Source organism: Burkholderia sp. ABCPW 14 (assembly GCF_001523835.1).
Lineage (GTDB): Bacteria > Pseudomonadota > Gammaproteobacteria > Burkholderiales > Burkholderiaceae > Burkholderia > Burkholderia mayonis.
Map to the genome: position 1 here is coordinate 153,112 of NZ_LOVS01000147.1, position 19,015 is coordinate 172,126.

Genomic DNA, 19,015 nt, shown 5'->3' on the forward strand with positions numbered 1-19,015 from the left:
ACCTCGCTTGCTTTGGCTCGCCGGCTTCACGCGGCGTCGATCAACTGGTTCGCGGCCGACAGCGGGCGGCGGGCGGTGCGCTCGGGGCGCGCGTCGTGCGCATCGTCGGGCGCGTCGTCCGGCAGCGCGGGGCCCTTGCTCATCAGCTTCAGTATGTAATAGGCGCCCGTGCCGAACACGAGGAAGTAGACGACCACGAACGTCATCAGCGATACGCTGACCTGCTGCATCGACAGCGGCGACGCCGCGTGCGCGGTGCGCATCACGCCGTAGACGACCCACGGCTGGCGGCCCACTTCGGTCGTCACCCAGCCGGTGAGCAGCGAGATGAAGCCCGTCGGCCCCATCGCCAGCGCGAACCTGTGGAACCACTTCGCTTCATAGAGGCGCCCGCGCCGACGCAGCAGCCAGGCGGTGGCGGCGAGGCCGATCATCGCGAAGCCGAGCCCGACCATCACGCGGAAGCTCCAGAACACGATGGTCGAGTTCGGACGGTCTTGCGGCGGGAACGATTTCAGGCCGCGAATTTCGCCGTCCCAGCTATGCGTGAGGATCAGGCTGCCGAGATGCGGAATCGACACCGCGTAGCGCGTGGTTTCCGCCTTCATGTCGGGGATGCCGAACAGGTTGAGCGCGGTGCCGCCTTGCTCGGTTTCCCACAAGCCTTCGATCGCGGCGAGCTTCGCGGGCTGATGCTCGAGCGTGTTGAGGCCGTGCTGGTCGCCGATCACGGCCTGCAGCGGCGCGAGCACGAGCAGCAGCCACAGCGACATCGAGAACATCTTCTTCACGGCCTTGTCGCGGCGGCCCTTCAGCAGGTGCCATGCGGCGGTCGCGGCGACGACGAGCGCGGCGACGATGAACGCGGCGATCGCCATGTGCGCGAGCCGGTACGGGAACGACGGATTGAAGATGATCTCGAGCCAGTCGGTCGGCACGACCTGGCCGTCGACGATCTCGAAGCCCTGCGGCGTCTGCATCCAGCTGTTCGACGCGAGAATCCAGAACGTCGAGATCAGCGTGCCGATCGCCACCATCAGCGTCGCGCCGAAGTGCGCGCGCGGGCTCACGCGATTCCAGCCGAACAGCATGATGCCGAGGAAGCCCGCCTCGAGAAAGAACGCGGTCATCACTTCGTACATCAGCAGCGGGCCGGTGACGGAGCCGGCGAAGCTCGAGAAGCCGGACCAGTTCGTGCCGAACTGATAAGCCATCACGACGCCGGACACGACGCCCATGCCGAACGCGACGGCGAAGATCTTCGACCAGAAGAGACAGAGATTTTTGTAGTACGCCTTGCCGGTCTTGAGCCAGCGGTATTCGAGCACGGCGATGAAGCTCGAGAGCCCGATGCTCAGCGCGGGAAAGACGATATGGAAGGAGACTGTGAATGCGAACTGCACGCGGGCCAGATCGAGGGCCGAAATAGCGGTTTCCATGCGAGTAGACCGAAGCTGACGACGCCCGCCGGCGGGCTGCCGGCGGCCCCTGCGCCGCGTGTGCAAGGCCGCGGCTGAAGAGTCGGTTCGGAGTATGGGCCGCCGTGTTGCGGTGCGAAATGTGCCAACTCGTCGCAGATGTCCAGCGCGCGGGCGCGGTTTGTCGATCTAAATCGTTGATTGGCATCAAGTTTGGCGCGCTTTTGTGTGGTAACGCCCGGCGCGGCGGGTTGACGCGCCTGCGGCAATTCACCGCGCTGCAAGCGCGCCGCGTCCGGAACGGCAGCCGGCGCATCGCGTGCGCCTTTGTTGCCGGACATTACCGCGTAACGAAAGCCAGTGTCGCGAGACGGTTCGAGCGGCCCGTTTCGTCACGTATGTAACGTACGGCAAGACCGCTCGCCGCCGCGTGCGTTGAAGCCGCCGCGCATTCGGCATAGCGTGCTCATGTCGAAATCCGGCGCGGGACGATCCCGCGTCGAAGTGGCGGAGAGACATGTGAGCAACTTGAAGATCGTGTTCAGCGTCGCGGTCGCGGCGGCCGCGTGCGCGAGCGGCGCCGCGCAGGCGGCGCGGGTGGGCGTCTACATCGGGCCCGGCTACCCGTACTACTACGCGCCCGTGCCGTATTACTACTATCCGCCGCCCGTCGTGGTGGTGCCGGTCGAGCCCGCGCCGCCGCCGGAGTACATCGAGCAAGGACAGGGCGAAGGCCGGGCGGGCGCGGCCGCCCCTGGGCGCGGCGACGGCTTCTGGTACTACTGCGACGCGTCGCACGCCTATTACCCGAACGTGAAGCAGTGCGCGTCCGGCTGGCGCAAGGTGCCGGCCCGGCCGCAATAAAAGGATGCGACGAAGATGACCAATCCGATCGATCACTATGCGAGGCGGGCGCTGCTCGTCGCATCGGCGGGCCTGTTGAGCGCGTGCGCGGTCGTGCCGACGGGGCCGAGCGTGATGGCGCTGCCGGGCACTGGCAAGACATTCGACCAGTTCCGCGCCGACGACGCGAATTGCCGGCAGTTCGCGTTCGAGCAGGTGGGCGGCGTGAGTGCGAACCAGGCATCGACGGCGAGCGCGCTCGGCAGTGCGGCCGTCGGCACCGCGCTCGGCGCGGCGGCGGGCGCGGCGTTCGACGGCGGCCGCGGCGCGGCGGTCGGTGCGGGGGCGGGGCTGCTCGCGGGCAGCGTGCTCGGCGCGGGCGCGGCTCAGGGTTCCGCATACGACGTGCAGCGCCGGTACGACTACGCGTACCTGCAGTGCATGTATGCGGCGGGCGATCGCGTGCCGGTGCCGGGGCGTGTCCGTCGCGGCTATGACGGCTACGGCGGCTACGAAGGCGGAGGGTACGCGCCGAACACGCCGCCGCCGCCGCCCGGTTCGCCGCCGCCTCCGCCGCCCGGCGCGTATTGAGCGTGCGCGGCGCGCGCCCCGAGGCGGCGCGCCAAGCCGCGATCGTTTGACCTGCCGGATCGGCGTGCGCTCCGCCGCGCGGCACGCGCTGCAGTCGGGAGCCGGATTGCGTACACTCGGGGTTCCGCCGCCCCGCGTCGGGGCGGCGCTTCTTCGACCTGACGACTCGGACGGAACCCCGAATGATCGATTTACGCAGCGATACCGTGACGCGCCCGAGCGCACCGATGCTGGCCGCGATGACGGCCGCCGAAGTGGGCGACGACGTATGGGGCGACGATCCGACCGTCGCGCGCCTGCAAGCCGTCGTCGCCGAGCGCGCGGGCAAGGAGGCGGCGCTGTTCTTTCCGAGCGGCACGCAGAGCAATCTCGCCGCGCTGATGTCGCATTGCGGGCGCGGCGACGAGTACATCGTCGGCCAGGCCGCGCACACGTACAAGTACGAAGGCGGCGGCGCGGCGGTGCTCGGCAGCATCCAGCCGCAGCCGATCGAGAACGCCGCGGACGGCACGCTGCCGCTCGACAAGATCGCGGCCGCGATCAAGCCGATCGACGATCACTTCGCGCGCTCGCGCCTCCTCGCGCTCGAGAACACGATCGGCGGCAAGGTGCTGCCCGAAGGCTACGTCGACGAAGCGGTCGCCCTCGCGCGCGGCCGCGGGCTCGCGACGCATCTCGACGGCGCGCGTGTGTGCAATGCGGCGGTCGCGTCGGGCCGCACGATCGCCGCGCTGTGCGCGCCGTTCGATTCGATCTCGATCTGTTTTTCGAAGGGGCTTGGCGCGCCGGTCGGCTCGGTGCTCGTCGGCAGCCGCGCGCTGATCGACCGCGCGCACCGCTGGCGCAAGGTGCTGGGCGGCGGGATGCGGCAGGCGGGCGTGCTCGCCGCGGCGTGCCTGTACGCGCTCGAGCACAACGTCGAGCGCCTGGCCGACGATCACGCGAATGCCGAGCGCCTCGCCCGAGGGCTCGCGCAGATTGGGCCGGTGAAGGTGCTGTCGCAGGCGACGAACATGGTGTTCGCGCAGATTCCCGAAGCCGATTGCGCGCCGCTCGAAGCGTGGCTCAAGGCGCGCGGAATTCTCACGCAGATGCTGTATTCGACGCGCTTCGTCACGCATTGCGACGTGTCGCGCGACGATATCGATACGTTCGTCGCCGCGATGAAGGCGTACTTCGCATAGCGGGCCGGGGCCGCTCGGCGAAGCGGGTGCGCTCGGGTGGGCTGGCGGCCCGTCGTCGACAGGAGCGGCCGATAGCGCGTCGCGCCCCGCCGCTTGTCGGTAAGCGGACGCCGACGCCCACGCCGACGCCCACGCCGACGCCAACGCCAACGCCGACGCCGACGCCGACGCCGACGCCAACGCCAACGCCAACGCCAACGCCAACGCCCACGCCCACGCCCACGCCCACGCCAACGCCCACGCCCACGCCCACGCCCACGCCCACGCCAACGCCAACGCCAACGCCGACGTCAGGACCCGGCGCGCACGTGCCGGCCACGACGCTCGCCGCGACGCCCCCGACACGCCCGCATTCGTCGCGATGCCCGCCGGTCGCTCGCCTGCAAGCGCTCGACATCGGCTATGGCGAAGCTTCCGAAACCCGTTCCTGCACGTTCACGCAGTCAAGCCGACGGCGCGCGTGCCGTCACGTTCGCCACGCGCGCGCACGCTCAAGCGGATCGCAGCAGATCACGCGCGGCGTCGACGACGCGCGCCGACAGCGACTGCATGCTCGGCGACTGCACTTTCCACGCATGCCAGTAGAGTGCGACATCCTGCGGATGCGCCGGTGCGAGGTCGACCAGGCCCTGCTGGTCGAGCGGCCCGCCGCCGGCGAGCAACTCGGGCACCATCGCGTAGCCGAGCCCGTGCCGCACGGCGGCGAAGTGCGCATGCGTGCCCGGCACGTAGTGGCACGGAAACGCGCCTTCCGGCAGGCCGAGCTTGCCCTTCAGGAACGACAGCTGAAGCGCGTCGCGCCGGCTGTGCGCGACGACGGGCGCCTGCCGGGCGCTCGTGCGCGTAAGGCCGCGCGGAAACCAGCGCGCGGCGAATTCCTTCGACGCGAGCAGGCGATAGCGCATCGTGCCGAGCGGCGCCACGACGCAGCCGCGCATCGGCTTGCTCTCGGTCGTCACGCAGCCGATCACCATCCCGTTTTCGAGCAGCGCGAACGTGTAATCCTGATCCTCGACGAGCAGCTCGAACAGCATGCGCTCGCCCGCGAGCACCGACGTCAGCGCTGGCAGGAACCACGAGCCCAGGCTGTCCGAATTGAGCGCGATCGCGACCGCGATCGCCGAGCCGCGCTCGTCGGCGAGATCGGCTTGCAGATCCGCTTGCAGGAGCGCCATGCGGCGCAGGTGCTGCAGCACGCGCTGGCCGGCGGCGGTCGGCCGGCACGGCCGGGTGCGCAGCAGGAGCGGCGCGCCGAGGCTGGTCTCGAGCGCGCGAACCCGCTGCGTGACGGCCGAAGCGGTCACGTGCAGCCGCGACGCCGCCTGCTCGAAGCTGCCGGTATCGGCGACGGCGAGCAGCGCCGCCGCTTGTTTCGGATCGATCGTCATCTGTCGCTCGCGTCTTGCCGCCGGGAGAGGCGGCTTCCTAAATAAAATTTAGCGTAATCAACTTAGGCTAAATATTGTACCGACATCGAGATCCTCCCCGGACAATGCGCGCGTGCGCTTCGTGCACTGCAACATCCACGCGATGCCCGCATGCCGCATCTGTAAAGGAAGGATTTCGAAATGACCGATCACACGCCGAATTCGACGCCGGAGACCACGCCGACGCCACCGCAAGGGCCCGCGCCGCGGCGCCGCCGCTATCTCCGCACGCTGGCGGGCCTGCTGGTCGGCGCGGCGATCGCGGGCGGCGCGGTCGGCACGTGGACGCTGCAGCGCATCTGGACGCAGTTGCCGTCCGTCGAGCCGCTCGCCGTCTATCGGCCGGCGCTGCCGCTGCGGATCTTCTCGCGCGATGGCGAACTGCTCGCCGAATACGGCGTCGAGCGACGCGAGTTCGTGCCGCTCGAACGCATTCCGCCGCTCGTCCGGCACGCGCTGCTCGCCGCCGAGGATGCGCAGTTCTATACGCACGGCGCGGTCGACGTCGGCGGTCTCGCGCGCGCGACGTTCGCGAACGTCGTCACCGGCCAGCCGGGACAGGGCGGCAGCACGATCACGATGCAGGTCGCGCGCAACTTCTTCCTCACGCGCGACAAGGTGCTGAGCCGCAAGCTCGCCGAGATCCTGATGTCGTACAAGCTCGAACGCGCGTACAGCAAGGACAAGCTGCTCGAGCTGTACATGAACGAGATCTATCTCGGCGAGCGTGCATACGGGTTCGCGGCTGCCGCGTCCGTCTACTTCGGCAAGCCGCTCGATGCGCTGACGCCGGGCGAGGCGGCGGTGCTCGCCGGCTTGCCGAAGGCGCCGTCCGCGTTCAATCCGGTCGTCAATCCGGCGCGGGCGACCACGCGCCGCAATTACGTGCTCGGCCGCATGCGCGCGCTCGGTTATCTCGATGAAGCCGCGTACCGGCAGGCCGCAGGCGCGCCGATCGCACTCGCGACCACGCCGCCGCCCGGCATCGTCGCCGCGCCGTACGTTGCCGAGCGCGCGCGCCGGATGATGGTCGAGCGCTTCCACGACGACGCCTACACGCTCGGCCTCGATGTGACGACGACGATCGCGATGCGCGATCAGCGCGCGGCCGAGGCGTCGCTGCAGCGCGCGTTGTCGCGCGGCGGCCGGCGCGACGCGAAGGACGGGCTCGAAGGCGCGCTCGTGTCGGTCGACGCGGCGACGGGCGACATCCTCGCGCTCGCGGGCGGCGCGGATTTCGCGCGCAATGCGTTCGACCATGCGCTGCAGGCGTATCGGCAGCCCGGCTCGAGCTTCAAGCCGTTCGTCTATTCGGCCGCGCTGGAAAAGGGCATGTTCCCCGGCGTGCTCATCGACGATACGCAGCGCACGCTGTCGCGCGACGAAACCGGCGCGAATCCGTGGCGGCCGCGCAACTTCGGCAACAACTACGAAGGCTTCATTCCGGTGCGGCGCGGGCTGATGCGATCGAAGAACCTCGTCGCGGTCAGCCTGATGCAGGCCGCGCAGCCGGACTTCGTCCAGCAGCACGCGGCGCGCTTCGGCTTCGAGCCGCAGCGCAATCCCGCGTCGCTGCCGCTCGCGCTCGGCGCGGGCGCGGCAACGCCGCTTCAGGTTGCGAGCGCGTATGCGGTGTTCGCAAACCAGGGCGTGCGGATGGAGCCGCGACTCGTCGAATCGGTTCGGCAGCGGCACGGCGGCGTGCTGTTCGACGCGCAGCCGACGGCGGGCGTGCGCGCCGTGTCGGAGCGCAACGCGTTCGTGATGGACAGCATGCTGCGCGACGTCGTGCGTCACGGCACCGCGCGCCGCGCGCTCGCGCTCAAGCGCGTCGACGCCGCCGGCAAGACCGGCACGTCGAACGGCTCGAAGGACGTCTGGTTCGGCGGCTACTCGTCCGGCGTCGCGTCGGTCGTCTGGATGGGCTACGACGCGCCGCGAAGTCTCGGGCGCGCGACGGGCGCGTCGCTCGCGCTGCCGGTGTGGGTCGACTACATGAAGACGGCGATCGACGGCCGCCAGGCGATCGAGCGCACGCCCCCCGCGGACGTCGCGCTCGTCGACGGCGATTACGTCTACGCCGAATACGCGGGCGGCAAGTGCACGCCGGCGCTGCCGCCGTTCGTGCGCAGCCCGTTCGCATGCGACGCGACGCGACGCGCGTCGGCTGACGGCGACGCGCCGGCCGGCGTGGCGGCGGGCGCGCCGGCGCCGCCCGCCGTCGACGCGGCCGAGCGCGCGCGCGTGCTCGAACTGTTCCGTACGGAAGATTGAGCGAGGACACGCATGCATACGCTCTATTTGATCGCGATCGTCGCGGAAGCGATGTCGGGCGCGCTGATGGGCATGCAGCGCGGGATGGACCGGTTCGGCCTCGCGCTCGTCGGCGCGGTGACCGCGCTGGGAGGCGGCACCGTGCGCGACGTGCTGCTCGGCCGCTATCCGCTGACCTGGGTCGCGCACCCTGAATACCTGCTGCTGACGCTCGCCGCGGCGACGTTCGCGTCGATGACGGCGACGCACGTCGCGCGGCTGAAGTCGCTGTTCACGACCGTCGACGCGCTCGGACTCGCGGCGTTCTCGATCATCGGCTGCGACGTCGCGGCGACGGTGAACGATAGCCCGACCGTGATCGTGCTCGCGGGCGCGATCACCGGCGTCTGCGGCGGGATGCTGCGCGACCTGCTCTGCAACGAGATGCCGCTCGTGCTGCGCAGGGAGCTGTACGCGAGCATCGCGTTGCTGACGGGTGCGCTGTATGTCGGGCTGAAAGCGCTCGGCGCGGCGGGCGGCATCGCGACCGTCGTCGCGCTGGTCGTGGGATTCTCGGTCCGGATGCTTGCGGTGCGGCGCGGCTGGCGCTTGAAGGCGTTCCATACGGCCGACGCCGGCTGACGCCGGCGCCGCTGCCGCTCATGCGGGCACGATGACGGGCGCCGCGCCGTCGCCCGCGTCGACGAGCCGCACGCGAAATCCGTAACAGCGTTCGATCAGGTCCGGACGCAGCACGTTGGCGGGTGTGCCGTCGGCGACGATCGCACCGTCCGCGAGCATCGCGATGCGATCCGCGTGACGTGCGGCGAGATTCGGATCGTGGACGATCGTCAGCACGCCGATTCCCCAGTCGCGCGACAGGCGCCGAACCGTGTCAAGCAACTGATGCTGATGCGCGAGATCGAGCGCGGCGGTCGGCTCGTCGAGCAGCAGGTAGCGGGGCGCGCTAGCCGATTCGCCGGACGGCCAGAGCTGCGCGAGCACGCGCGCGAACTGCACGCGTGCGAGCTCGCCGCCCGACAGTGTCGTGACGTCGCGCGCGCGGAGCGTCGACGCGCCCGCGAGCGCCAGCGCGTGCGACGCGATATCGCTGTCTTCAAGCGCGAGCGCGCCGGTGCGGCGCGTGTGCGGATAGCGGCCGAGCAGCACGATTTCGAGCGCGGTGAACGGAAATGCGGGCTGCGACGCTTGAGGAAGCACTGCGCGCAACCGCGCGAGGTGCGGTGCGTCGATCCGGTGGAGTGGCTCGCCGTTCAGCGTGATGTTGCCGCGGACGGCCGCGCCGCGCGCCGCGCCGCCGATCCGCAAATCGCCCGCGAGCACCTTGAGCAGCGTGCTCTTGCCTGCGCCGTTGCGCCCGAGCAGCGCGGTGACGCAGCCGGGCGCGATCCGGATCGACAGGTCGCGAAGGATGACGCCGCCTTCGCGTGCGACGTGAAGACGATCGGCAATCAGCATGGCATTCGATTCGGTGTCGGTGCGCGGCTCGGCATGGCCGTTCGCGAAGCAGCGTGCGCGCTTGCCCCCGCGAGTGAGATCGAGATCGTTCCGGCGCGGCCGAGCGAGCGGCGTGTGCGCAGGCGCGCGAAGTTTCGACGATGAGATTCGGCTCGCAACGTCATGCTCCCAGTGCGCCGCGCCGTTTCCACAGCAGTGCGAGAAAGAACGGTGCGCCGATCAGCGCGGTCAGGATGCCGAGCGGAATCTCGGCCGGTGCGGCGAGCGTTCTTGCGGCGAGATCGGCGGCGACCGCGAGGAGCGCGCCGAGCAGCGCCGCGCCCGGCATCACGATCCGCTGATCGGGGCCGGCCGCGAGCCGCACGCAATGCGGCGCGACGAGCCCGATGAAGCCGATCACGCCGGTGCACGACACGAGCGCGCCGACGCACATCGCCGTTCCGACGAGCACGCGCCGCTTCACGCGTTGCACCGGCACGCCGAGATGCAGCGCCTCCGTTTCGCCGAGCTGCAGCGCGTTCAGCGCGTGGCGCTCGCACGCGAGCAGCGCGCAGCCGGCGAGCGCGAACGGCGCGACGGCGGCGATCATGCGCCATTGCGCGCCGCCGACGCTGCCGAGGCTCCAGAACGTCAGCGACCGCAACTGCGCATCGTCGGCGACGTAAGTGAGGAGACCGATCGCCGCGCCGGCGAGCGCGTTGATCGCGATGCCGGCGAGCAGCAGCAGCGGCAGTGCGAGCCGGCCGCGCGTGATAGCGAGCCGATAGACGAGCGCCGCGACCGCGAGCGCGCCGGCGAATGCGGCGGCGGGCAGGAAGCCGAGCGCGACCGGAGCGGCGGCGACGAGCGGGCCGAGCACGATCAGCGCCGACGCGCCGAGCGCCGCGCCGCTCGACACGCCGATCAGGCCCGGATCGGCGAGCGGGTTGCGAAAGAGCGCCTGCATCGCGGCACCCGCTGCGCCGAAGCCCGCGCCGACGAGCAGCGCGAGCACGACGCGCGGCGCGCGGATGTCCAGCAGCACCGCGCGCGCCTGACGCAGCGCGGGATCGCTCGCGAGCCGTGCGTCGGGCGCGACGAGCGCGCCGAACAATTGCGCGGGCGCGAGCCGGAATGCGCCGACACAGAGCGCGGCGATCGATGCGACGGCGAGTGCGGCGATCAGGATGGCGAGTGTCCACACGGCGCGCCGTCGGCGGAAGGCGGCGACGGTCGATGACGCGAATGCCGGGCGGCGCGCGGCAGGCGTCGGATCGACTGACGGAGAACGGGCAGCGATGCTCATCGTGGAAGATCGAATGGGATAGATTGCGATTCCGTCGACGCACGTGCGAAGTGGCCGATATGCATCGCGTGCCGTACGGCGGCGGCTGCTTCGCAGCGCGCGAAACAGCGCGCACCGATTGCGTCGGATCGGACGGCGGCAGGCACGGCGGCAGGCACGGCGGCAGGCACGGCGGCAGGCACGGCGGCAGGCACGGCGACGAATTCAGGAAACCGAACGATCGCGAGCGATCGCCGCGCGACGCGGCTCGTCGCGGCGAATCGATGCGAGCATCGTCGATCTCGCATGCTCAAGCCAGCACGCGATTCAACCGGCGTTGCAACGCGGCGACCGCCTGCGGCAGACGCGGCCCGAAGCCGAGCAGGAACAGCGCGTCGAGCGAGACGACGCGCCGCGCGCGTCCGGCCGGCGTCGCGGCGAAGCCGGGCGTCGCGAGCAGCGCATCGCGTCCGCCGACCGCCTCCAAGCCCTCGTCCGAGATCAGCACGACATCGGGTGCCGCCGCGACGAGCGCTTCGGCGGTCAGCGGCTTGTAGCGATCGAATCCCTGCATCGCGTTGTGCGCGCCCGCGTAGCGGATCATCGCGTCGGCGGCCGTCTGCTGGCCGGCGACGAGAGCCTGGTTGCCGGTGTGATTGAGCACGAACAGCACGCGCGCGGGCGTGCGCTGCGACGCGCGGGGCGGTGCGGCGTCGACCGCCGCGCGCGCCGCGAGCCAGTCGCGATCGAAGCGCGCGAGCAGCATGTCTCCCGCGCTCTGTAGCGAAAGTGCCTGCGCGATTCCACGAATCTTGCGGCGCACGGATTCGACATCGTGCGCCTCGTCGAATGTCGTGACGGTAACGCCGGCGTTCTTCAGTTGCGAGAGCGCGGCGGGCGGTCCGGCCTCCGCCGACGCGAGCACGAGATCGGGCCGAAGCGACAGCAATCCCTCCGCGGACAACGTGCGTTGATAGCCGATCTTCGGCAAGCGCCGCGCGGCGTCCGGGTATGTGCAGGTGGTGTCCGTGCCGACGAGCTCGTAGCGCGTGGTTCGCGCGCCGCCCAGCGCATAGATCGTCTCGGCGAGCGCGCCGCCGACCGCGACGACGCGCTTCGGCGGCGCACTCGCCGGCGCGCGCGCGAACGCGCCCGGATGCGTGGCCGCGAACACGAGCGCGCCCGTGCCCGCGAGCCATGCGCGCCGGCGTGCATCGATGCGCGACGACTTGCTCATCGCGCAACCTCGGTATCGGTCATGCCGGGGACGTTTGCCGCGCGCGTCGCGCTCGCGGCATCGATCGTCGGCAGCGCGCCCACCAGCTCGCGCCAGCCTGCCAGCTCCGGCTGTCCCGGCTTGCGTGCGCCGAACAGCATCGCGATGTTGTCGCCCGCTGCGTCGAACAGCTCGACCGACGTGACGATGCCGTCGCTCGTCGGCTTTCTCACGGCCCACGCGGACGCGACGAGATCCTCGCGCAGATGCAGGTTGAAATCCTCGTCGAGCACGTTGATCCACGCACCCATCCGGCGGATGTTCGTGACGGGGCCGGTATGGATCTGGATCATCCCGCGATTGCCGACGAACACCATGATCGGCAGCCGCGTCTGCGCGGCGCGTTCGAGCACGCGCCGCATCGCGTCGGTCGCGACGCGATGCGCGCGCGTCGTGCCGGCGAGCCGCAGCGCCTGCGTGCGCGCGACGCCGAAGCGGCGCACGACGCCATGGAACTGGTGCGTGTCGGTCATCGCATCCCATGCGTCGCGCAGGGCCGCCGCGTCGATCTCGCCGTCGGGCCGCTCGACGAACGCCGGGGGTGCGGGCTCGACCGCGAACACGGGTGATTGCACCGGCATCCGCCAGCGCGACACGAATGCGTCGAACGCGTCGTGATCGCTGTGCTTGCGCAGATAGACCTTGTGCACCGCGTCGCCTTGCGCGTCGAAGAACTGCAGGCTCTTCATCACGCCGTGCGCGGTCGGCTCGTAGACGGCGAAGCCCGCCGCCCAGTTGCGGTAGAAGATCCGCAGATCGATCGCGCCGAGCGCGAGCCCGACCGGGCCGTCATGGCTCATCTGCTCGAACACGCCATCCTTCTCGTGCACGGCTGCCGCGTTGCGCGTGAGCGCCATCACGCCGCCCAGGCGCGGCATCTCTTCGAACAACTCGACGAAGCTCGGCTCGAGCCGCACGACGCGCTCGCCCGCGAACGCCGCGAGCGCCTCGCCTTCGCTGATGCCGAGCAATTGCGCGACGTCGCGGTTGCGCAGCTTGCGGGTTTCCTTCAGGTGGAGGAACGCATCGCGCAGTTCGTCCGGCGCGAGCGCGCGGTTCGACGAAGAGGCGGGAGCGGCGGTGTTCATCATGTCGGAGATCCTCGATTGCCGGATTGGGCGGAAGGGAAAAAGGCGTGCGGGCCGCATCAGAAATCCACCTTCATGCTGACCGCGACGCTGCGGCCCGGAGCGGTGTATGCGTCGAGCACGTTCGAATCGGCGGCGATGCCGCGCACGTCCGACCAGTTCCAGTACTTGCGGTCGAACAGATTGTGAATGCCGAGATAGGCGCTCACATGCTTGTTGAAGCGATAGCCGCCGCGCAGGTCGACGACGAACGACGACGGCGGCGTGAAGCAGCTCTTCTTCTGGCATGCGTCCGACGACACGTCGCGGCCGCGCTTGCCCGCCTGGAACAGCAGGTCGGCCTGTGCGAACCAGCGCTCGCTCGGCTCGTAGCGCACGCCGAACACGGCGGAAAACGGATTGACCGTGTCGAGCGGCTCGCTCGCCGCACCGTTGTCCTGCGTCGTGCCCTTCGTGAACGCCATCGCGGTCTTCAGCGTGAAGCCGTTCGGCATCACCCATTCCGCCCGCCCTTCGAAGCCGTGAATGCGCGCGTTCGCGAAGTTCACGTACTGGAACACGAGCGGATCGTTCGGCCGGGCGCTGCCGCCGATCGTGCGCTGCGAGATGAAGTTGCGATAGCGGCCGGTGAAGGCGGCGACGCTGTAGCGCATCGGCCCGTAGCCCGTGCCGAGCGTGCCGCGCAGGCCCGCTTCGAACGTGTCGCTCGTCTCGGGCTTCAAGTTCGGATTCCCGATCGACGTGTAGCCGTACAGCGGATTCGAGAAGCTGTTGTTGACCTGATCGGGCGTCGGCGTGCGGAAGCCGTGCGCGTACTGCACGTACGGAATCAGCGCGGGCGTCACCTCGTACAGCACCGACACGCGCGGCGACAGCTCGTGATCGCTCGAGCTGACCGTCTTGCCGGTAAAGAGCGGATCGCCCGTCGTCGGGCTCAGCCGATATGCGTCGAAGCGCAGGCCCGGCGTGACGAGCAGCTTGCCGAAGCCGATCTGATCCTGCACGAACGCGCCGAACAGCGTGTAGTCGGTATCCGGAAACGCCTTGTTCGGGAACGATTCGCCGGGACTGGGAATGGTGCCGTCGCGCAGGCTCTTGATGCGGTCGATGCTGCCGTCGACGCCGTACAGCAGCTTGTGCGCGAGCGGTCCGGTCGAGAAGCCGCTCTCGGCGAATGCGGCGCCGCCGAACGCGCGCTCGCTGTAGTGATTCGAGCGCGAACGCGACTGCAGGCTGCCGCCGCGCGTCTCGAACGAGTCCTGATCCTGTTTCGACTCCTGATAGTAGAACTGCACGTGCGCGGTCTGGAACCAGCGCGCGGCGTCGTCGCGAAAGTCGTAATCGATGCTGAAGCGGTTGCGCTCGAGCTTGTCGTTCGCGGCGAGGCCGAGCGTCGCCGGCGGGTTGATCGCCGACAGCACGTTCGTGTCGATCCGGCGCCGCACCGTCTCGGCGGTGAGCTTGAACGTGTCCCGCGACGTCGGCGTGATCGTCAGCTTGCCGAGCAGCGATTCCGTATAGATATCCTGAGGATTCGCGGTCGTGCGTTTCGTGCTCGCGGAGTTGTCGTCGCCGTGCGTGTCGGCCTCGTGGCCGCGGCGGCCCGACGCGATCAGCATCCCCTGCACGCGATCGTTGCCGGCGGCGGCCGACACGGTCGCGCCGACGCTGCGGTCGACCGAATCGTAGCTCGGCCGGAATGAGAAGTAGGTCTTCTTGCGATAGATCGACAGCAGATCGGACGGATTCTTCGTGATGAAGTTGACGGCGCCCGTCAGGCCATCGCTGCCGTATAGCGACGATGCCGGGCCGCGCAGGATCTCGATGCGCTTCAGCGTATCGAGATCGGCGTAGTCGCCGCGGCCCGCTTCGAGCGGACCGAACGAGAACGCGCTCGGCAGCCGGATGCCGTCTTCCATCAGCAGCACGCGGTTGCCCTCGAGGCCGCGAACATTGATGCTCGAATCGCCGTCGCGGCCGCCGCCGAGCGCGGCGGTCGCCGGGCGGTACGCGGTGCGGCGCACGGTGACGCCCGGCTCGTAGCGCAGCGCGTCCTTGATGTTGTCGGCTTGCTGTTCTTCGAGGTCCGAATCGGTGATCACCGACACGCTCGCCGCGGTGCGGCTCGCCGCCGAAGCAGTGCGCGTGGCGGTGACGGTGATCGGGTCGAGCGCATGCGCGTCGGTGCGCGCGGCCGCGATCGTTGCATGCGGCGCGGATGCCGCGGACGGCGGTGCGGCGACGGCAGCAGGTTCGGAAGCGGCGCTTGCGGCGCGCGCGGCTGCCGCATAGATGCCGAAAGCGCCGAACAGCGCGGCGCGAATTGGCCGCCGCGCCAACAGAGGTTGATGCACGGTTTGGTCTCCCAGTGACGAATTAGCCCGGAGGCTGGCTGGGTGACGCGTGCACCTGGCTGGCGCCCGCGCGCCGTTCACGGCGCGGGCAGGATGAAAGGAAATGTTCGTTGAAACGAATGGAGAGTGTAATTGAGAATCATTCGCAATTCAATTGGAGAAAGCGACTTGCGCGCCGCGCGGGAAATCGGCGGATGTGGCGTGCATGGCCGCGCCGCTTGGACTCTGCGGCGACATTGTTCGCAACTAACGGTCCGCCTCGATCGACGCCTTCAAGGATGCGCGCGCGCGGGCGCTGCATGCAGCGCGAGCCTGAACGGCGCCCGCCTGCGGCGGGCGAGCAAGGATCGCGATGCGGCCATCCGGCGTGATTTCGCGCCGACAGCGGGTGAGTCGAGCGTCGACGATCGGCACGTATCCGTCCGTCGTCCGCGCGCACCGACGCGGCGCGCGACGGTGCGGCCGGCGCGCGTTTTCGCGTCTCACGCCATCGACTCGAGCCGAATCAGCAGCTTGCGCACGTGCGCCAGAAACGCCTCGTGCGCTTCCCGATCGCGGGGGGCGTCGAGATGCGACGTTTCCGCGAGCTGGATCTGCCGGTCGAATTCGTCGGCGAGCGTTTGGCGCGTCTCGAGCGCAAGCGCGCGAATCAGCGAGACGAGCAGCAATTCCTGAGCGTGAAGCATGCCGGACAGCGCCTGGACGTTCATGCCGACCTCCGTCGAAGAAGGGAAAGCAGCGCGGCGGGATCGCGGGCTGCCCATCTCTTCATACTAGGTCCGTCGCGCGCAAAAGCCGAGTTCCGCGCGCATTCGTCGCGTTCGGGGGGCCATGCGCTCAACGCAACCCTGCACGCGTCGCGTCAAGCGCGCCCGCACTCGCTCAGCATCCACGCGCGCAGACGCCGCAGCGACTCGCTCGTGTCCAGCCGTTCCGGCGCACAGCACAGATAGTGGCTTTGCTCGTCGACGTCGACAGGCGCGTCGAGCGGCTGTGCGAGCGTGCCGGACGCAAGCTGATCGCGAATCAGGAATGCCGGGACGAGTGCGATCCCGAGCCCCGCCAGCGCAGCCTGGATCAGCACCGAGTACTGCTCGAAGCGTGGGCCGGCGAGCGCGTTCATGTGCGCGACGCGATGCCGGTCCGCCCACGCGACCCACGCGCATTCGGCTTGCTCGTGCACGAGCCGCGGCGCGGCCGCAACGTCCGCCGGCGCGCGCAGCGCGTAGCGCTCGGCGAATTCCGGCGCGCACACCGGCACGAACGTGCGGCCGTCGAGATAGTCGCACTGGACACCTTCCCAGCGGCCGTCGCCATAGCGGATCGCCGCGTCGAGTCCGAACGGGAACGGGTCGCCCGGCGCGAGATGGCGGCGAAAGCTCAGCGTGACGTCGGGCGCGGTCTCGAGAAAGCGCGGCAGGCGCGGCACGAGCCATTTCGTCGTGAACGTCGGCACGCTCGCGATCGTCAGCAGATCGCTGTCCTCGCGCGCGCTCAGCAATTCGAGCGATGCGTTGCCGATCTCGCGCAGCGGTCCGCCGACGCGCGCCTGATAGACCCGGCCCGCGCGCGTGAGCGTGAGGTTGCGGCCTTCGCGGACGAACAGCTTCACGCCGAGCAGCGCCTCGAGGCTCGCGATCTGCCGGCTGACCGCGCTCGGCGTCAAGCCGAGCTCGCGCGCCGCGTACGAAAAGTTCAGATGTTTCGCAGAACTGGCGAATGCGTGCAGCTCGGCGACGTTCGGATACAGATGCTTCATCGCGAAGTGTTCCGTCGATGCAAAGAGCGATGCGGAGTTTGTACGTTTCTTTCATGACGGTGCCATGTCGCGCGGACAAACTGGCGGCCGTCACAACGATGCGCGAAACGCCTGTTCCGACGGGCTTCCCGCGTGCCGCCGCCTTTCGTCGCCAACGGGAGCAGTCATGCGCTCATCCACCGCCCCGGTGCTCGCCGGCGGTATTCCGATTCGTCGCAGCAGCAAAGGCCGCTCGTCGTTCGGCGCCGTCGTCGTCAACGGCATCGTCGCGCTGTTCGCGCTGTATCTGCTGATGCCGATCGTGCTGCTGCTGATCGGCTCGGTCGGGCAGAGCTGGACGAATACGCTGCTGCCGGTAGGCTTCACGTGGCGCTGGTTCGCCGAGCTGGCCGCCGATTCGAGCTTTCGGCGCGCGTTCGGCGTGAGCTTCGTCGTCGCGCTCGCGTGCTGCGGGCTCAACGCGATCGTCGGCGTGCCGCTCGCCTACGCGCTGCACCACCGCGCGCAAGCGGGACGCGGCATCGCCGCACGCGTCGTGATGCTGATGCCGATCGGCGTGCCGGCGCTCACGCTCGGCTTCGGCTACATCGTGATCTTCGGCGGCGACGCACTGCCGTGGCTCGGCACGCTGCCGCTGATGATCGCCGCGCACGCGGTGCTGACGCTGCCGTATTTGCTGCAGACGCTGCTGAGCGACCTGCGCCATCTCGATCTCGCGAAGCTCGAAGCTTGTGCGGCGACCCTCGGCGCACCGCCGCTGCGACAGTTCTTCACGATCGTGGTGCCCAATTTGCGACAGAGCCTGTTTTCCGGGCTCGTGATGGTGGCCGCGCTGTCGATCGGCGAATTCCAGGTATCGAACCTGATCGCGGGCTTTCGCTATCGCAATTTCCCCGTCGTGCTGCTGCAGGCGTTCTACGGCGCGTCCGGCATCGCCTGCGCGGCGACTGTCGTGCTGCTCCTGCTCGCCGTGCTCGCGACGCTCGCATCGATCCACACCGTGCAACGACTGAAGTGAAGCCATGAGTCTCGAATTCGACAACGTCAGTTTCAGCTACCCCGGCGCGGCGCACGGCGTCGACGCCGTCACGCTGCACGCGCAGCCCGGCGAACTGCTCGCCGTGATCGGGCGCAGCGGCTCCGGAAAATCGACGCTGCTGCGCCTGAGCGCGGGCCTGCTGAACGGCTACGGCGGCCGCATCGCGATCGGCGGCGCCGACGTGGCCGGCGTGCCGGTATGGCGACGCGAAGTCGGCATGGTGTTTCAGCAGTACGCATTGTTTCCGCATTTGTCCGTCGTCGACAACGTCGCGTACGGCCTGCGCATGCGCGGCGTCGCGGCCGCCGAGCGCAGGCGGCGCGCGCTCGAGATGCTCGAGCGCGTGGGCCTGGCCGCGCATGCGGCGCGCAGCACGACGCAACTGTCGGGCGGCCAGCAGCAGCGCGTCGCGCTCGCGCGCGCACTCGTGATCGAGCCCGCGGTGCTGCTGCTCGATGAGCCGCTCGCCGCGCTCGATGCCGGCATCCGGCATCAGCTTCGCGACGAGATCCGCGCATTGCAGCGCGCATGCCGCGCGACGACGCTGTTCGTCACGCACGATCAGGACGAGGCGCTCAGCATGGCGGACCGCGTCGCGATCGTCGACGGCGGGCGCGTGCTGCAGGTCGGCACGCCGCGCAGCCTGTACGAGCGCCCGGTGTCGACGCAGGTCGCGCGCTTCATCGGCCACTCGACGATCCTGCGCGGCCGCGTGCGGTCGAGCGGCGCGGTCGACGTGCGCTTCGCGACGCTATGCGCGGACACGGGCGCGCATCGGCCGGGCGCCGAGGTCGACGTGCTCGTGCGTCCCGAGCACGTGGAGCCCGATCCGCCCGAGCACGGCGTGAACCGCATCGGCGGCGCGCTCGGCGAGGTCCGCTACTTCGGCGCGACGCATCGCTACGACTTCGTGCCGCACGGCGCGGCCGAGCCGCTCTTGTGCGAAGGCCGCGTGCTCGCCGCGCGCGGCATCGCGATCGAGCCGCGCCATCTGCTCGTACTGCCCGCGGCGACGGCCGCGCAATGATTGATTCGTTCAA

16 protein-coding genes and 1 pseudogene are annotated in these 19,015 nt (G+C 69.6%); 7 read left to right on the plus strand and 10 right to left on the minus strand.

Annotated features, from left to right (window positions below):
- Positions 1–26: 26 nt before the first annotated feature.
- The gene (locus WS62_RS22975) at positions 27–1,439 is read right to left on the minus strand and encodes a cytochrome ubiquinol oxidase subunit I (protein ID WP_066575654.1); all 1,413 of its coding nucleotides are present in this window, start codon (positions 1,437–1,439) and stop codon (positions 27–29) included.
- A 498-nt stretch (positions 1,440–1,937) separates the two neighbouring features.
- Between WS62_RS22975 and WS62_RS22980 the strand changes: the two genes are divergently transcribed.
- The 3 genes from WS62_RS22980 (at position 1,938) to ltaE (ending at position 4,036) form a co-directional block, all read left to right on the plus strand.
- The gene (locus WS62_RS22980) at positions 1,938–2,282 is read left to right on the plus strand and encodes a hypothetical protein (RefSeq protein ID WP_066575659.1); all 345 of its coding nucleotides are present in this window, start codon (positions 1,938–1,940) and stop codon (positions 2,280–2,282) included.
- A gap of 15 nt (positions 2,283–2,297) precedes the next feature.
- Positions 2,298–2,852, plus strand: coding sequence for a glycine zipper family protein (locus WS62_RS22985; protein WP_066575662.1), 555 nt, complete (start codon positions 2,298–2,300; stop codon positions 2,850–2,852).
- Between the two features lie 182 nt (positions 2,853–3,034).
- Positions 3,035–4,036 carry a low-specificity L-threonine aldolase gene (gene ltaE, locus WS62_RS22990; RefSeq protein ID WP_066575670.1) on the plus strand — a complete coding sequence of 334 codons (1,002 nt, stop codon included), beginning with the start codon at positions 3,035–3,037 and terminating at the stop codon, positions 4,034–4,036.
- Positions 4,037–4,527: 491 nt separating this feature from the next.
- Here ltaE and WS62_RS22995 read toward each other — a convergent pair whose 3' ends face one another.
- Positions 4,528–5,424, minus strand: coding sequence for an HTH-type transcriptional regulator ArgP (locus tag WS62_RS22995; protein WP_066493223.1), 897 nt, complete (start codon positions 5,422–5,424; stop codon positions 4,528–4,530).
- Positions 5,421–5,616, minus strand: a pseudogene (locus WS62_RS39065) (hypothetical protein). Before WS62_RS39065 ends, WS62_RS22995 begins: the two are co-directional and overlap by 4 nt.
- Here WS62_RS39065 and WS62_RS23000 point away from each other — a divergent pair.
- Together WS62_RS23000 and WS62_RS23005 are read left to right on the plus strand one after the other, a co-directional pair.
- Positions 5,605–7,737: a penicillin-binding protein 1A gene (locus tag WS62_RS23000; RefSeq protein WP_066575671.1), complete on the plus strand. Its 2,133-nt coding sequence runs from the start codon at positions 5,605–5,607 to the stop codon at positions 7,735–7,737. The pseudogene WS62_RS39065 and the gene WS62_RS23000 sit on opposite strands and share 12 nt — an antisense overlap.
- Positions 7,738–7,749: 12 nt before the next feature.
- Positions 7,750–8,358 carry a trimeric intracellular cation channel family protein gene (locus WS62_RS23005; protein ID WP_066493225.1) on the plus strand — a complete coding sequence of 203 codons (609 nt, stop codon included), beginning with the start codon at positions 7,750–7,752 and terminating at the stop codon, positions 8,356–8,358.
- Between the two features lie 18 nt (positions 8,359–8,376).
- On the opposite strand, the gene WS62_RS23010 is transcribed toward WS62_RS23005, so the two are convergent.
- The 7 genes from WS62_RS23010 to WS62_RS23045 form a co-directional block, all read right to left on the minus strand.
- Positions 8,377–9,195 (minus strand): heme ABC transporter ATP-binding protein, encoded by an 819-nt coding sequence (locus tag WS62_RS23010; protein WP_066575672.1) that lies wholly within the window; start codon positions 9,193–9,195, stop codon positions 8,377–8,379.
- 160 nt (positions 9,196–9,355) lie between these two features.
- Positions 9,356–10,480 (minus strand): FecCD family ABC transporter permease, encoded by a 1,125-nt coding sequence (locus WS62_RS23015; protein WP_066575679.1) that lies wholly within the window; start codon positions 10,478–10,480, stop codon positions 9,356–9,358.
- Positions 10,481–10,769: 289 nt separating this feature from the next.
- Positions 10,770–11,696 (minus strand): heme/hemin ABC transporter substrate-binding protein, encoded by a 927-nt coding sequence (locus WS62_RS23025; protein WP_066575691.1) that lies wholly within the window; start codon positions 11,694–11,696, stop codon positions 10,770–10,772.
- Positions 11,693–12,826 (minus strand): hemin-degrading factor, encoded by a 1,134-nt coding sequence (locus WS62_RS23030; RefSeq protein ID WP_066575695.1) that lies wholly within the window; start codon positions 12,824–12,826, stop codon positions 11,693–11,695. The genes WS62_RS23025 and WS62_RS23030 overlap by 4 nt, the downstream gene beginning before the upstream one ends.
- Before the next feature lie 56 nt (positions 12,827–12,882).
- Positions 12,883–15,162 carry a TonB-dependent hemoglobin/transferrin/lactoferrin family receptor gene (locus WS62_RS23035; RefSeq protein WP_066575702.1) on the minus strand — a complete coding sequence of 760 codons (2,280 nt, stop codon included), beginning with the start codon at positions 15,160–15,162 and terminating at the stop codon, positions 12,883–12,885.
- A 497-nt stretch (positions 15,163–15,659) separates the two neighbouring features.
- Positions 15,660–15,887 (minus strand): hypothetical protein, encoded by a 228-nt coding sequence (locus WS62_RS23040; protein WP_066575707.1) that lies wholly within the window; start codon positions 15,885–15,887, stop codon positions 15,660–15,662.
- 152 nt (positions 15,888–16,039) lie between these two features.
- A complete protein-coding gene (locus WS62_RS23045; protein WP_066575708.1) occupies positions 16,040–16,936 on the minus strand; it encodes a LysR substrate-binding domain-containing protein in 897 nt (298 codons plus the stop codon).
- A gap of 166 nt (positions 16,937–17,102) precedes the next feature.
- Here WS62_RS23045 and WS62_RS23050 point away from each other — a divergent pair, with 166 nt between their 5' ends.
- Together WS62_RS23050 and WS62_RS23055 are read left to right on the plus strand one after the other, a co-directional pair.
- Entirely contained in the window at positions 17,103–17,954 is an 852-nt protein-coding gene (locus WS62_RS23050) for an ABC transporter permease (protein ID WP_066575710.1), read from the plus strand.
- 4 nt (positions 17,955–17,958) lie between these two features.
- Entirely contained in the window at positions 17,959–19,002 is a 1,044-nt protein-coding gene (locus WS62_RS23055) for an ABC transporter ATP-binding protein (RefSeq protein WP_066493241.1), read from the plus strand.
- Positions 19,003–19,015 lie beyond the last annotated feature (13 nt).

Bases quoted from the DNA above. Each gene is read 5' to 3' on its own strand.
- WS62_RS22975 (WP_066575654.1), bottom strand. From the start codon at position 1,439: ATGGAAACCGCTATTTCGGCCCTCGATCTGGCCCGCGTGCAGTTCGCA.
- WS62_RS22985 (WP_066575662.1), top strand. From the start codon at position 2,298: ATGACCAATCCGATCGATCACTATGCGAGGCGGGCGCTGCTCGTCGCA.
- ltaE (WP_066575670.1), top strand. From the start codon at position 3,035: ATGATCGATTTACGCAGCGATACCGTGACGCGCCCGAGCGCACCGATG.
- WS62_RS22995 (WP_066493223.1), bottom strand. From the start codon at position 5,424: ATGACGATCGATCCGAAACAAGCGGCGGCGCTGCTCGCCGTCGCCGAT.
- WS62_RS23000 (WP_066575671.1), top strand. From the start codon at position 5,605: ATGACCGATCACACGCCGAATTCGACGCCGGAGACCACGCCGACGCCA.
- WS62_RS23005 (WP_066493225.1), top strand. From the start codon at position 7,750: ATGCATACGCTCTATTTGATCGCGATCGTCGCGGAAGCGATGTCGGGC.
- WS62_RS23010 (WP_066575672.1), bottom strand. From the start codon at position 9,195: ATGCTGATTGCCGATCGTCTTCACGTCGCACGCGAAGGCGGCGTCATC.
- WS62_RS23015 (WP_066575679.1), bottom strand. From the start codon at position 10,480: ATGAGCATCGCTGCCCGTTCTCCGTCAGTCGATCCGACGCCTGCCGCG.
- WS62_RS23025 (WP_066575691.1), bottom strand. From the start codon at position 11,696: ATGAGCAAGTCGTCGCGCATCGATGCACGCCGGCGCGCATGGCTCGCG.
- WS62_RS23030 (WP_066575695.1), bottom strand. From the start codon at position 12,826: ATGATGAACACCGCCGCTCCCGCCTCTTCGTCGAACCGCGCGCTCGCG.
- WS62_RS23040 (WP_066575707.1), bottom strand. From the start codon at position 15,887: ATGAACGTCCAGGCGCTGTCCGGCATGCTTCACGCTCAGGAATTGCTG.
- WS62_RS23045 (WP_066575708.1), bottom strand. From the start codon at position 16,936: ATGAAGCATCTGTATCCGAACGTCGCCGAGCTGCACGCATTCGCCAGT.
- WS62_RS23050 (WP_066575710.1), top strand. From the start codon at position 17,103: ATGCGCTCATCCACCGCCCCGGTGCTCGCCGGCGGTATTCCGATTCGT.
- WS62_RS23055 (WP_066493241.1), top strand. From the start codon at position 17,959: ATGAGTCTCGAATTCGACAACGTCAGTTTCAGCTACCCCGGCGCGGCG.